This window comes from Streptomyces griseoruber, from assembly GCF_001514205.1.
In the GTDB taxonomy this organism is placed as follows: domain Bacteria; phylum Actinomycetota; class Actinomycetes; order Streptomycetales; family Streptomycetaceae; genus Streptomyces; species Streptomyces griseoruber.
The window spans coordinates 241,752-254,794 of record NZ_KQ948772.1; the positions used below are offsets into that span (position 1 = coordinate 241,752).

Annotated in this window: 11 protein-coding genes and 1 riboswitch; of the genes, 1 reads left to right on the forward strand and 10 read right to left on the reverse strand. The window is 71.0% G+C overall.

Annotation, left to right across the window (positions count from 1 at the left end):
- Window positions 1-27: 27 nt before the first annotated feature.
- From AQJ64_RS25195 to AQJ64_RS25215, 5 genes are all read right to left on the reverse strand, one after another.
- Window positions 28-813: an SGNH/GDSL hydrolase family protein gene (locus AQJ64_RS25195; RefSeq protein WP_055636103.1), complete on the reverse strand. Its 786-nt coding sequence runs from the start codon at window positions 811-813 to the stop codon at window positions 28-30.
- A gap of 126 nt (window positions 814-939) precedes the next feature.
- Entirely contained in the window at window positions 940-1,653 is a 714-nt protein-coding gene (locus tag AQJ64_RS25200; RefSeq protein ID WP_055636104.1) for a DUF6250 domain-containing protein, read from the reverse strand.
- Window positions 1,637-3,550, reverse strand: a complete 1,914-nt coding sequence (locus AQJ64_RS25205; protein ID WP_055636105.1) for a rhamnogalacturonan lyase family protein — start codon at window positions 3,548-3,550, stop codon at window positions 1,637-1,639. The genes AQJ64_RS25200 and AQJ64_RS25205 overlap by 17 nt, the downstream gene beginning before the upstream one ends.
- Before the next feature lie 170 nt (window positions 3,551-3,720).
- Window positions 3,721-4,683: a M23 family metallopeptidase gene (locus tag AQJ64_RS25210; protein WP_055636106.1), complete on the reverse strand. Its 963-nt coding sequence runs from the start codon at window positions 4,681-4,683 to the stop codon at window positions 3,721-3,723.
- 4 nt (window positions 4,684-4,687) lie between these two features.
- Window positions 4,688-4,846, reverse strand: a riboswitch (cyclic di-AMP (ydaO/yuaA leader).
- 304 nt (window positions 4,847-5,150) lie between these two features.
- Window positions 5,151-7,268: an alpha-galactosidase gene (locus AQJ64_RS25215; protein ID WP_055636107.1), complete on the reverse strand. Its 2,118-nt coding sequence runs from the start codon at window positions 7,266-7,268 to the stop codon at window positions 5,151-5,153.
- A 221-nt stretch (window positions 7,269-7,489) separates the two neighbouring features.
- Between AQJ64_RS25215 and AQJ64_RS25220 the strand changes: the two genes are divergently transcribed.
- Window positions 7,490-8,287 (forward strand): tyrosine-protein phosphatase, encoded by a 798-nt coding sequence (locus AQJ64_RS25220; RefSeq protein WP_055636108.1) that lies wholly within the window; start codon window positions 7,490-7,492, stop codon window positions 8,285-8,287.
- Window positions 8,288-8,308: 21 nt separating this feature from the next.
- On the opposite strand, the gene AQJ64_RS25225 is transcribed toward AQJ64_RS25220, so the two are convergent.
- From AQJ64_RS25225 to AQJ64_RS25245, 5 genes are all read right to left on the reverse strand, one after another.
- Complete coding sequence (locus tag AQJ64_RS25225) at window positions 8,309-8,431, reverse strand: DUF6126 family protein (RefSeq protein ID WP_055636109.1); 123 nt, start codon at window positions 8,429-8,431, stop codon at window positions 8,309-8,311.
- Window positions 8,428-9,042 (reverse strand): helix-turn-helix domain-containing protein, encoded by a 615-nt coding sequence (locus AQJ64_RS25230; RefSeq protein ID WP_055636110.1) that lies wholly within the window; start codon window positions 9,040-9,042, stop codon window positions 8,428-8,430. The genes AQJ64_RS25225 and AQJ64_RS25230 overlap by 4 nt, the downstream gene beginning before the upstream one ends.
- A 71-nt stretch (window positions 9,043-9,113) precedes the next feature.
- Entirely contained in the window at window positions 9,114-10,499 is a 1,386-nt protein-coding gene (locus tag AQJ64_RS25235) for an aspartate aminotransferase family protein (RefSeq protein WP_055636111.1), read from the reverse strand.
- On the reverse strand, window positions 10,496-12,397 hold the full coding sequence (gene dxs, locus AQJ64_RS25240) for a 1-deoxy-D-xylulose-5-phosphate synthase (RefSeq protein ID WP_055636112.1): 1,902 nt from the start codon (window positions 12,395-12,397) through the stop codon (window positions 10,496-10,498). Before dxs ends, AQJ64_RS25235 begins: the two co-directional genes overlap by 4 nt.
- A gap of 37 nt (window positions 12,398-12,434) precedes the next feature.
- Window positions 12,435-13,043: flavodoxin-dependent (E)-4-hydroxy-3-methylbut-2-enyl-diphosphate synthase (locus AQJ64_RS25245; protein WP_159060309.1), on the reverse strand; the 609-nt coding region annotated here is incomplete at its 5' end.

Below are 13,043 nucleotides of genomic sequence, written 5' to 3' on the forward strand. Positions count from 1 at the left end.
GCACCCTGCCCGCCCTGCCCCCGCGCGTCACGCCACCGAAGCGATCCGGTTCCGGATGTCCTGCGGCGACAACGCGCCCTTCGCCGTCACATGGTCCCCGGACGACTCCCCGCGCAGCCGCCGCCCGATCCACGGCACGAGGTACTCCCGCGCCCAGTGCACGTCGTCGCGCCGCACCTCCAGCGTCCCGCGCGGCGGCAGCGGCGGCCACGCCTGCTCGGGGTCGGCCGGCACCTGAAGTCCGAGCGCCTGCCCGGCCCGCAGCGCCACGCGCGTGTGCCCCTCGGGGGACAGGTGCAGCCGGTCGCCGTCCCAGGCCCGCCGGTCCTGTACGGACTTCAGGGACCACAGGTCGAGCACCGGGCACCCGTACCGGTCGGCGACGGCCCGCACATGTCCGTTGTAGGTGGCGATCTTCCCGCGCAGGTGCTTGAGCACGGGCACGCCCCGGGTGTCGAAGCCGGTGGTCACCATGACCGTGCCGGCGACGGCGGTCAGCGAGGCGATCGCGCGCTCGAAGCGCTCGGCGACCTCGTCGGGGTCGGTGCCGGGACGGATGATGTCGTTGCCGCCCGCACAGAAGGAGACCAGGTCCGGCGCGAGCTCGACGGCCCGCGGCAGCTGGTCCTCCATGATCTGGTCGAGCAGTTTCCCGCGCACCGCAAGGTTGGTGTACGCGAAGTCGCCCTCGGGGCGCCGGTCCGCGAGCAGTACCGCGAACCGGTCGGCCCAGCCGACGAACGCCCCGTCGGGGCCGGGGTCGCCGACGCCCTCGGTGAAGCTGTCCCCCACCGCCACGTACGACCCGATCACTGATCTGCTGTCATTCTTCGAATCGTCTGCCACGGCAGATCATGATTCCCCTTCGAATGTGACCTACGCGACCGTAGGCAGGGGTTGACGGACGGTGAGATAAGCCACTTCTAAAGAAGTCGCCCATCAGGGAATAAGCGACCACGCCCGGAAGTTGCCGATGCGGAAATGGCTCCAGGTGGTGCGGAACGCGAAGTGTCCGCGGGTGTACGGCTCCGGGTCGGTGTAGTCGAAGACGAGCCGCCCGTTGTTCCACCAGCGCTGGGTGGAGCCGTCGGAGACGATCCGGACGTGGTGCGGCTGGTTCGCCACCAGAAGCGGCTCGGTGTAGTCGTAGATCAGCGGCCGTACGCCCGCCTCGCCGACGTAACGGCGCAGCCGGGTGGTGGTGTTGGTGTTGGCACCGTAGCCGACGTAGTACGTCTTCAGGTGGTCGTACTCGGCGAGGGCGCCGCCGCGCGGGGTGGCGAAGAGATCGTCCGGGGAGCGGACGTCGACGGCGTTCCAGAAGTTGTTGAGGTCGGAGACACGGTCGTTGACGCCGCCCGCGGAGACGGGCGTGGCGAGGTATTCGAGGACGTACGGCCCTGCGAGCGGCCGCTTGAACCAGAGGGTCGCCCCGGCGGGCACATCCACCTCCAGGACTCCGCGCGAGGCCGTGACGGTCCCGCCCCGCTCCAGTTCCACGGCCCACTGGCCGAGGCCGTGGCGGAAGTCGTCGCGGGCGATCAGCCGGCGGTGGCGGGCCCCGGTGGCAGGAGCGGCGGTCGCCGTCGGACCGAGGGCCGCCAGGGCGGCGCCCGCCGCCAGTGCTCCGAATGCTCTACGCGTGGTCGTCACGTCGGTCGGCTCCTTGGGTCGTGGTGAGGGCGGGGCGGGGGATCCGGCGGGTCTCGGTGCCGAGGTAGTAGTCGGTGTACGTCGACTGGAGATAGCCGCGGACGGTCCAGCCGAGGCGGTACGCGGGGTTCTGGGCGAGGGTGTAGATCCGCGTGTCGGTCGGCTCGGTCGTGGTGTAGAGGCGCAGGGCGGTGTGGTCGGAGGTCTCGGCGAGGATCTCCTCGCGCCAGTCGCCGATCAGGTCGCCGTAGAAGGGGGTGGCGTTGCGGGCGCCGGAGACCACCCCGGCCGGGCCGAAGACGACGGCGCTGGTTCCGGTCGCCGGGTCCCATTTCTCCACGCGGGTGAAGTCGAGCAGTTCCGACGCCTTGTCACCGTCCCACCAGATGCGGAAGTTGACGCTGGGCGTGGTCGTGGAGAGCTTGCCGTCGCGGACGTTGAAGACTCCCGCGCCGGGCCGGGTGACGTCGGCCGTGGACGTCCAGTACTCGTAGCCGCGGTGGCCGGGGTCGATGTCGGCGGCGTTGCCCCGGCCGACGTCGAGGTCGGCGTCGCTCGCGGGGTTCGCCGGGTGGACACCGGTCGCCAGGCGCTCGCCGGTGTCGGCGTCGTAGTAGTACCAGGGGAAGTCGGACACGACGCCCAGTTCGGACTGCTGGATGGCGAAGCCTTCCAGGCCGGGCCGGTCGGGGTCGAGGTCGGCGATGTCGAAGCGGTCGCCGTGGATGGCCCCGTCGACGACGTAGCGCAGGGTGCCGTCGCTGTTGACGACGTAGTTGCCGTCGGCGATCTCGTCCCTGCCGTCCTGGTCGACGTCCACCGTGCGGATCTGGTGGAAGCTCGTCGCGCCGCTCGCCGGGTCCACGACGTACTTCCAACGACGGCTCAGATCCGTGCCGTCGTAGTCCCAGGTCTGGAACAGCACCCGGAAGGAGCCCCGCTTGGCACCGACGCGGGTCACCGACTTGGTGACCAGGCTGGGGTGTGCGCCGTCGAGGTAGGCGATGCCGAAGTGCCCGCCGGAGGGGCCGTCGGCGGCGAAGTCGTCCGGTACGGGCTGCCGCGTGCGCTCGGCGCCGGTCGCGCCGTCGATCACCGACACGAACTGGTGCGCGGGCGAGGCGGCCGTGACCTGCGAGCCGTCGGCGAAGGTGGTCCCGTCCGCCGTGTGCACCAGCACCTCCGCCCGGCCGTCGCCGTCGAGGTCGTAGACCGTGACGTTGTCGTCGTTGCGGTAGCCGCCGATCGCCGTGGAGCCGCTGATCGCGGCGGGCGCCGGGTCGTTGGCGCCGTTCCCGCCGACCTGGGTGTAGGAGCCGGGGCCGAGGTCGACCCGCCACAGCCGTTCACCGGTGAGGGTGTACGCCTCCAGCAGATCGGACCGGTCGCGGGTCTGCGCGAGACGGCTGACGACGAGTTCGTACCGTCCGTCGCCGTCGAGGTCGCCGGGCCAGGCGTGCTGCACGGTGTAGCCGTCGGCGGCGGCGAGCGGGATCTCGGCGTAGCCGCCGTTGAGGACCAGGGCGGGCGACGAGGCCCGCCGCTCCCGGCCGTCGACGACCGCGCGCACGGTGTACGTCCCCGTGCCCGGGGAGGTGTCCCGGTAGGTCGTCGACCTCCGGAGCGGCGCGCGGTTCAGCCGCCGGCCGTTCTTGTAGACGTCGAAGGCGATCGCGTCGCCGTGGCGGGCGTACTCGGTGCCCAGCAGGCGCCAGCTGAGGAAGGTGCTCCGCCCGTCCTCGGCCGGTACGGCGACCAGACCGCGGTCGAGGTCCTCGACGCTCCGGCGCGGGGTGCTGTCGTCGGCCGCCTGTCCCGCGGGAGCACAGAGAAGACCGGCGAGCAGCTGGGCGGCGGTGACGGCGACGGTTCTTCTTAGAAAGCGCTTGCCCTTCATGGGGATCACTGTGTCCCCACCCTGACCCGGCTGTCGATGGGGCGAAAAGGGATGCCACGAGACCGCAATACGGTGATCATGAACACGCAAAAACAAAGGCCGGACCCGGGGATCGGGTCCGGCCTTCGCCGTGCGTGTCAGGCGTGCTCGGCGGTCGTCGTCGGCGGGGGTCAGCCGACGGCGACGCCGTGGGAGCGGAGGTAGCCGACCGGGTCCACGTCGGATCCGTAGTTCGGCGTGGTGCGGATCTCGAAGTGCAGGTGCGGGCCGGTCACGTTGCCGGTGGCGCCGGAGAGGCCGATCTGCTGGCCCGCGGTCACGGTCTGGCCGGCCGAGACCGAGAGCTGCGAGAGGTGGGCGTACTGGGCGTAGTAGCCGTCGCCGAGCTTGATGACGACCTGGTTGCCGTACGCGCCGCCCCAGCCGGCGGAGACGACGGTGCCCGCGGCTATGGCCTTGAGGGAGGTGCCGGTCGGGACGACGAAGTCGACGCCGGTGTGGTAGCCGCTGGACCACATGCTGCCGGCCACCCGGTAGCCGGTTCCGACGGTCGCGCCGGACACCGGGAGGGTGTAGCCGCCGGAGGTGGCGGTGGCGCTCCCGGCGGACCGGGTGGCCGCGTTCGAGGAGGACGACGACGAGGACTGCGAGGTTTTCGAGGACTGCGACGACTGCGGGGACTGCGACGACTGCGACGATGAAGAACCGGACGAACCGGACGTCGATCCGGTGCTCGCCGCCTTCTTGCCGATCGACAGCTCCAGGCCGGGGTGGATCAGCGACGGATTGCCGCCCACGGCCGCACGGTTGTCCGCGTACAGCTTCTGCCAGCCGCCACCGACATGCTGCTCGTCGGCGATCTTGGCGAGACAGTCGCCCGCCCGCACGGTGTAGGTCCGGGTGCTGGAGGCGGCGGACTTCCGCGACACCGGGGCGGCCCGTACGGCGCTTTCCGCGACCGAGGTCGAAACGGCCTGAGCGGCCGACCGGGAAACCGAATCGGCGGTGGCCGCGTGGGCGCCGGTGGCCCCCATGAGCGGGAGGGCGAGTGCGGCTCCGCCGGTTCCGGCGACGGCGATGGAGCGGGTGAAGCGCTGGGTCTTCGGGCGGCGGTGCTTACCCTTCGCGGGCATGGCGAATTCCTCTCCGGCGCCTGCGAGGTGAGCTGTCGGGTGCGGACTGGAGATGCCCGGCCGCGACGGGTCGCGGCTTTACCCCAAGCCTGTTCCGGAGACCGGAACAGGCGGTTCTGCCTGTGGGTCCCCCGCTCCTGCCGTGCACGGGTGAGTGTGCGGATTCCGGGCGGCGGCAGGATTCGGCGTCCGTCCGGATTGGTCTGGAACGTAAGCGACCAAGACGCACAGGAACAAGCAGTGGTTGCCCGGTCAACGCCTTTCTCTTGATCCGCTGTGCGAATTCCCAGTGACGCTCCGTGCAACACGCACGGGGAATTCCGGCTAACGCCCTTGAAAAGCACTTTGATTACGTGAACATGACGGGCGACGCAGGGTCACGAATATGACCCTGCTCACGTGATACCCCTCCAGGATCCCTTATTCCAGAGCGAGTTGGAACGAAGGCTTCAATTCGGACAGAACCCTCAGATGCGACGCAGGCGGATAACCGTCGCATCGAGGTCACCGCGCAGCCCCGTCCGCAGCCCGTGATGCAACAGCACCGCACCCCGGTGGACTTCGCCCGTTTCGCGGCATTCGTACGTCGCCGTCGGGTCGAGGCCGCGCAGTCGCAGCGCCGGGACCGGCTCGCCGTAGCGCTGGGCCTGGAGCCAGGCGAGGACGACGGTCTCGTCGCCGCGGACGTACTGGACGGCGCTCAGCCCGCCCGCCGGAGGGCGCAGCCGGTACTGGTCGCCGCGCTGGACGAGGGGCCGGATCTCCTTGTAGAGGCCGACCCAGCGGCGGGCCTCGGCGAGCTCCTCCTCGGTCCACTCGGAGAGGTCGCCGCCGACGCCGAGCACCCCGGCCATGGCACTGACGAACCGGAAGCGCAGCGAGCTGATCCGGCCGTTGAGCTGGGTGTTGGGGCTGTCGGTGACCCAGGCGGCCATCACGCGCGCGGGGTGGATCTGGCTGAAGCCGTGCTGGATGTCGAGCCGGTCGAGCGGGTCGGTGTTGTCGGAGGTCCACACCTGGTCGGTACGGGCGAGGATGCCGAGGTCGATCCGTCCGCCGCCGCCCGAGCAGGACTCGAAGGCCACCCCCGGGTGGGCCGCCCGCAGCCGGTCCAGCAGGGCGTAGAGGGCGCGGACGTGGTCCACCCACAGGCGCTGCGGATAGGGGTCGTCGGGCCAGCCCGCGTCGGTGAAGCAGCGGTTGAAGTCCCACTTGACGTAGTCGATGGGGGCGCTGGACAGCAGGCCGTCGAGCCGCTCCCAGAGGTACTCCTGGACGTCCTCGCGCGCCAGGTTCAGCATGAGCTGATTGCGGAACTCCGTCCGCTTTCGTCCTGGTTGGAACTGGACCCAGTCGGGGTGCGCCCGGTACAGATCGCTGTCCGGGTTGACCATCTCGGGCTCGACCCAGATGCCGAACTGCATGTCGAGCGCGTGCACGTAGTCGGCGAGGGGCTTCAGGCCGTTCGGGAAGCGGTCCGGGTTGGGCCACCAGTCGCCGAGACCGGCGTGGTCGCCGGTGCGGGTGCCGAACCAGCCGTCGTCGACGACGAACAGCTCGACACCGATGGCCGCGGCCCGCCGGGCGAGGGTGGCCTGCTGCTCCTCGGAGATGTCGAAGAAGGTGGCCTCCCAGGAGTTGAACAGCACCGGCCGGTCCCGCTCGGCGTCCGGGATCACATGGGCGCGCTGGTAGGCGTGCCAGGCACGGCTGGCCCCGCCGAAGCCCGCGTCGCTCCACAGACCGGCGAACAGGGGCGTGGTGAAGGACTCCCCCGCCGCCAGCCGCAGCAGACCGGAGTCGTCGTGTCCGGCGCCGCCGGTGATCTGCACGCGCGCGTCCGGGAGTTGGGCGACGGCGATGCGCCAGGAGCCGGACCAGCCGAGGGCGCAGCCGTAGACCTCGCCGCGCTCCTCGGTCGCGTCGGTGTCCAGGGCGACCCAGGGCAGGTACTGGTGGCCGGTGTGGCCGCGCCGGCTGCCGATGACCTTCTCGCCGTAGGTCAGCGGGGCCCGGACCAGCCGGGACTCGGCGGCCCAGCGGCCGTGCAGATGCGACAGCCGCCAGTCGTCGCGCTCGGGCAGGGTCCAGGTGGCGGAGTCGGCACGCAGCAGCTCCAGCGGCTCCTCGCCCTCGTTGCGCAGGGTCGTCCAGCGCTCCACGACGTCGCCGCGCATCCGGTAGTGCAGGGTGATGACCAGGGCGCCGTCCCGGAAGCGCAGCCGCAGCCCGGCGCCGCCCGCGTCCCCCGCGTCCTGCGGGTCCTGGATCTCGTACGACTCGAAGGTCCACTCGGTGCCGCGGCGCCCGGCGGCGGTGCGCACGGACAGGGCGGGGCGGACGAACCGGGGGCCGCCCTCCACCGGGTACTCCTCACGGCCGTCCAGCGCGGCCTCGAAGGACGCGCGGCCCTCGAAGGGGACGGCCGCGAGGGCCTCGGCGTCGGCGAGCGCGATCCTCGGGCCCCAGTGCAGGTGCACCAGTTCGTCCGCCTCGGTGAGGTGGAGGGCATAGCTGCTCGCAGGCCCCGAAAGGAGCCAGGTACGGCCGCCCGCGGCGGTCTCGGGCTTCACGGTCTCGGGCATCAAACCCCCACTGATTCGAACAGGTGCGATCAAGCCCCAACATCATCAGCTGCGCGCGCCCCGCCCGGCAACGTCTGTGGAGAAACCGTTCACCTGGGGAGACGGGGGATTCGTCCGGCTCTGGACAACCCGTTGCCCGGGGAATCCATGTCGTATGGTCGAATCGGTCCCGTCGGTCATTCGAGCCGCACCGGCGGAGCCCGACCCTGGAGGGAGCCCCCGTGACGCAGCAGATCCCGTCGACCGAGCCCGAGCTGGCAGGTGTCCGCAACTTCCGTGACGTGGGGGGTCTGCCGACCGCCGACGGACGGCGGGTGCGGCACGGCGTGCTGTTCCGCAGCGGCCATCTCGCGCACGCGACCGACGAGGACGCCGCGTTCCTGTCCTCCCTGGGCCTGCACACGGTGTTCGACTTCCGCAACGCGGCGGACCAGAAGCTGGAGGGCCCGGACGTCGAGCTGCCCGGGGTGCTCAATGTGAACCTGCCGCTGTCGGACCCGGCGGACGGCGCGGAGTTCTGGAAGATGGTCCGCGACGGCGACATCGAGCAGCTGCGCGTCCTCCTCGGCGACGGCAAGGCCGCCGGCCGGATGACCGCCTCGTACCGCACGATCATCCGGGGGCGTACGGCCGAGCACTCGCGCGTGCTGCACTCGCTCGCCGAGGACAGCGTCCCCGCGCTGATGCACTGCGCGGCCGGCAAGGACCGCGCCGGTCTGTCCGTCGCGGTGACGCTGCTCGCCCTCGGTGTGGAGCGCGAGGCGATCCTCGCGGACTACCTGGAGTCCAACGCCAAGCACCGCCGCTACAAGGTGCGGCGCGGCGGCTCGGCGGCGACCGCGTACACCCCCGAGGTGATGGAGCTGCTCAACCCGCTGTTCGACGCCCGTGAGGAGTACCTCGCGGCGGCGCTGGCCACCATCGACGAGACCTGGGGCGGGGTCGACCCCTATCTGGAGAAGGGCCTGAAACTGGCCCCGCAGACCCGGGAGCGGCTGCGCGAGCGGCTGCTCGACTGAGGCCGCCCCCGTCGCGAGTCCCTACTGGTTGGCCCCCACCTCGAACAGGAACCAGATGAACGCCGCGAGGACGTGCCCCACCGCGATGTAGATGATCAGCCGGATCCACAGGCCGCGCGGGAACCGTTCCTCCATGTCGGTCATGACGTCTCTCCAGGGGTGGGGCCCAGGCACAGCGCGGCCGTGGGACTCTGCAGCAGGGTGTGGACGAAGAGCAGTTCGACCCCGTCGGGGTCCTGCGCGGCGAGGCGGTGCGGGGTCAGCGAGTCGAAGTGCGCGCTGTCCCCGGGGCCGAGCAGATGCACGGTGTCCCCGAGGCGCAGCCGCAGCCGGCCCGTCAGGACGTGCAGCCACTCCTCCCCCGGGTGCACCCGCACGATGTCGCCCTGGGACCCATGGGGGATGCGCACCCGCAGGGCCTGCATCCCGCGCCCGGACGCGCCGGCCTGCCAGTACGTCCAGCCGCCGGCCCGGGTGGGTTCCATCCCGGCGGCGCGGACCACGGCGTCCCGGTCGGCGACCGTCTCGCCGAGCAGCTCCGAGACCGTCGTACCGTAGACCCTGGCGAGCGCGAGCAGCATCGGCAGCGAGGGCTGGCGCTGCCCGGTCTCCAGCCGGGAGAGATGGGCGGGCGAGAGCCCGGCCGCGCGGGCGGCGGCCTCCAGGGTGAGGGCGGCCCTGCGGCGCAGGGACCGCAGCTGCGGTGCGACGGCCGGCAGGTCGTCCGCGGCGGGCGGGGAGTCGGGCGAACTCATACGCCCATTCAGCCGGAGCCTTGCCTCTGGGGCAAATTTCTTGCCTCAGAGGCAAAACGGCCGGGTGGCGGTCAGCGGTTGGCCACCGCCTGCTTGATCAGGGTCTTGCCGAAGTCCCACATCAGCCCGCCCCCGCCGTGGGCGTCGTCCATCACCTCGGTGAAGGCGTCCACGAACCGGTCCACGTCCCGCTCGTCGACGACCAGCGGCGGGATCAACTTGATCACCTCCAGGTGGTCGCCGGAGACCTGGGTGAGGATCCGGTGCCGCTGGAGCAGCGGGACGACGACCATCTGGGCGAAGAGTCCCTTGCGGGCGGTCTGGAGCACGGTCCAGCGGCTGCGCAGCTTCAGTGACTTCGGTCGGCCGAACTCGATGCCGATCATCAGGCCCCGGCCCCGGACGTCGGCGAGCAGCTCGTAGGTGCCGGTCAGCGCCGCGAGCCGGGACTTCAGCCGCTCGCCCATGACGCGCGCGTTCGCGACGATCTGTTCGTTCTCCATGACGGAGAGGGTCGCGAGGCCCGCCGCCATCGCCTGGGCGTTGGAGCCGAAGCTCGCCGAATGGACCAGGACCCGGTCGATCGAGGAGTAGACCTTCTTGAAGATCCAGTCCTTGCCGAGGGTGGCGCCGACCGGCACATATCCGCCGGAGAGCGCCTTGGCCACGCACACCAGGTCCGGTTCGACGCCCTCCTCGTGCTGGTAGGCGTAGAAGTCGCCGGTCCGGCCGAGGCCCGTCTGCACCTCGTCGGCGATGAGCAGCGCCCTGTGCCGGTGCAGCAGCTCCTGCGCGGCGCGCAGATAGCCGGGCGGGGCCTCGTGCACGCCCTTGCCCTGGATCGGCTCGACGATCAGCGCGGCGACATCGCCCTTCTTCAGCTCCCGCGCCAGCGCGTCGAGATCGCCGAGCGGTACGGCCGTGTCGGGCAGCAGCGGGTCGAAGCCCTCGCGGAAACCGTCCTCGCCGTTGACCGACAGCGAGCCGGTGGTCAGACCGTGGAAGGCGTGGTCGCAGTAGAGGATCCTGGGCTTCCCGGTGGCCCGGCGGGCGAACTTCAGCGCGGTCTCGACCGCCTCGGTGCCGCTGTTGCCGAAGAACACCCGGTCCAGGTGCGGACTGTGGGCGAGCAGCCGTTCGGCGAGCAGACCCGGGAGCGGCTGGCAGTCGAAGCGGGTGAGGTCGGCGAGGGAGGCGTCGAGGACGTCGTGCAGCGCCTTGCGGACGACGGGGTGGTGGCGGCCCAGGCCCATCACCCCGAACCCGGCGAGCATGTCCAGATGGTCGTTGCCGTCGGCGTCCCAGAAGTGGGCGCCCTCGGCACGCTCGTAGACCTTGTCGAAGCCGATGGTGTGCAGCATGCGCGGGAGCTGGTGGTTGAGGTACTTCGTGTGCAGCTCGTAGCGCTCGGCTCCGCGCTCGGCCAGGAGGGCACCGAGGTCGAACTCCTTGGTCATACGTGTTTCTCCTTCACTGGCCCCGCTACCTCCTTGACCGCAAGGCTCGCGCCGATCCGCCCGGCGATCTCGACCGGCGTGAGGCCGATGTCGGCGAGCACCTCACCGCGTTTGGCGTGCGCGAGGAACTGCTCCGGGATGCCGAACCGCCGTACGGGTACGTCGACCTCGGCGTCCCCGAGGGCCAGGGCCACCGCCGAACCGACGCCCGCCGCGCGGCTGTTGTCCTCGACGACCGCCACCAGCCGGTGCCCGGCGGCGAGCACGGGCAGGGCCGGGTCGACGGGCTTCACCCAACGGGGGTCCACGACCGTGCACGTGATACCGCGCGCTTCGAGCAGCTCGGCGGCCTGGAGGCACACCGGCGCCATCACGCCCACGGCGACCAGCAGCACCTCGGCCCCTGCCGCCCGGTGCAGCACGTCCATGCCGCCCACCCTGTCGACCGCCGGGATCTCGGGCCCCACCGACTCCTTGGGAAAGCGCACCAGGGTGGGCGCGTCGTCCACCGCGACCGCCTCCCGCAGCTGGGCGCGCAACTGCTCGGCGTCGCGCGGGGCGGCGATCCTGAGCCCCGGCACGACCTGGAGCACCGACAGGTCCCACATACCGTTGTGGGAGGCCCCGTCGACCCCGGTGACCCCGGCCCGGTCCAGGACGAACGTCACCCCGCACCGGTGCAGCGCCACGTCCATCAGAAGCTGGTCGAAGGCCCGGTTGAGGAAGGTGGCGTAGACGGCGACGACCGGGTGCAGCCCGCCGGTGGCGAGGCCGGCCGCGCTGACGGCGGCGTGCTGCTCTGCTATGCCGACGTCCCACACCCGGTCCGGGAACCGCTCGGCGAAGGCACCGAGCCCCACCGGGTGCAGCATGGCCGCCGTGATCGCCACGACGTCGTCGCGCTCCTCGCCGATGCGGACGATCTCGTCGCCGAACACCGACGTCCAGGACGGCCCGCCGGAGGGCGCGAGCGGGGCACAGGTGAGGGGGTCCATGGCGCCGACGGTGTGGAAGTGATCCTCCTCGTGCGCGATCGCCGGCTCGTAACCGCGCCCCTTCTCGGTCAGGCAGTGCACCAGCACCGGCCCGTGGAACCGCTTGGCGCGCCGGAGCGCGGACTCGACGGCCTTGATGTCGTGCCCGTCGATCGGTCCGACGTACTTCAGCCCGAGGTCCTCGAACATGCCCTGCGGGGCGAAGGCGTCCTTGAAACCCTTCTTCGCGCCGTGCAGCGACTCGTAGACGGTGAGGCCGACCACCGGGGTCCGCAGCAGGACGTCCTTCCCCCAGGCCAGGACCTTCTCGTAGCCGTCGGTGGTGCGCAGGGTCGCGAGGTGGTTGGCGAGGCCGCCGATGGTCGGGGCGTACGAGCGCTCGTTGTCGTTGACGACGATGATCAGCGGCCGGTCCTTGGCGGCCGCGATGTTGTTCAGCGCCTCCCAGGCCATGCCGCCGGTCAGCGCGCCGTCGCCGATCACCGCGACCACATGGCCCTTCTCGCCCTGCACCTGAAGGGCCTTGGCCAGACCGTCGGCCCAGCCGAGCGCGGTGGAGGCATGGCTGTTCTCGATGACGTCGTGCTCGGACTCCTCACGGGACGGGTAGCCGGACAGGCCGCCCTTCCCGCGCAGCTTGGAGAAGTCCTGACGCCCCGTCAGCAGCTTGTGTACGTAGCTCTGGTGGCCGGTGTCCCACAGGATGCGGTCGGCCGGCGACTCGAAGACGCGGTGCAGCGCGACGGTGAGTTCCACCACCCCCAGGTTGGGCCCGAGGTGTCCGCCGGTCCTGGCGACCGCGTGCACCAGGAAGTCCCTGATCTCTTCGGACAGTTCACCGAGCTCCGGCTCGGACAGCGCCCTCAGGTCGCGTGGTTGCCGGATGTTCTCCAGGATCGTCACGATCGGGCCCCCTTCGGTCCGTGCGGTTCCGTGCTGTTCAGCTCACGGTGACGGCCGGCTCCCCCGCCGCGACGCCGTCCCGTTCCATCCGCTCGGCGATCTTCATCGCCTCCTCGATGAGGGTCTCCACGATCTTCGACTCGGGGACGGTCTTGATGACCTCGCCCTTGACGAAGATCTGGCCCTTGCCGTTGCCCGAGGCGACCCCGAGGTCTGCCTCCCGGGCCTCGCCGGGGCCGTTCACCACACAGCCCATGACGGCGACCCGGAGGGGGACCTCCATGCCGGTGAGGCCTGCCGTGACCTCCTCCGCGAGCTTGTAGACGTCCACCTGGGCACGGCCGCAGGACGGGCAGGAGACGATCTCCAGCCGCCGCTGCCTGAGGTTCAGGGACTCCAGGATCTGGATGCCGACCTTGACCTCCTCGGCGGGCGGGGCGCTCAGCGAGACCCTGATGGTGTCGCCGATGCCCTGGGAGAGGAGGGCGCCGAAGGCCACCGCCGACTTGATCGTGCCCTGGAAGGCGGGGCCCGCCTCGGTGACGCCGAGGTGGAGGGGGTAGTCGCACTGGGCGGCGAGCCGGCGGTACGCCTCGATCATCACGACCGGGTCGTTGTGCTTGACCGAGATCTTGATGTCGCGGAA

Excerpts from the sequence above, each read along its gene's own strand:
- AQJ64_RS25205 (WP_055636105.1), bottom strand. The coding sequence starts at position 3,550 with ATGAAGGGCAAGCGCTTTCTAAGAAGAACCGTCGCCGTCACCGCCGCC.
- AQJ64_RS25210 (WP_055636106.1), bottom strand. The coding sequence starts at position 4,683 with ATGCCCGCGAAGGGTAAGCACCGCCGCCCGAAGACCCAGCGCTTCACC.
- AQJ64_RS25215 (WP_055636107.1), bottom strand. The coding sequence starts at position 7,268 with ATGCCCGAGACCGTGAAGCCCGAGACCGCCGCGGGCGGCCGTACCTGG.
- AQJ64_RS25225 (WP_055636109.1), bottom strand. The coding sequence starts at position 8,431 with ATGACCGACATGGAGGAACGGTTCCCGCGCGGCCTGTGGATCCGGCTG.
- AQJ64_RS25230 (WP_055636110.1), bottom strand. The coding sequence starts at position 9,042 with ATGAGTTCGCCCGACTCCCCGCCCGCCGCGGACGACCTGCCGGCCGTC.
- AQJ64_RS25235 (WP_055636111.1), bottom strand. The coding sequence starts at position 10,499 with ATGACCAAGGAGTTCGACCTCGGTGCCCTCCTGGCCGAGCGCGGAGCC.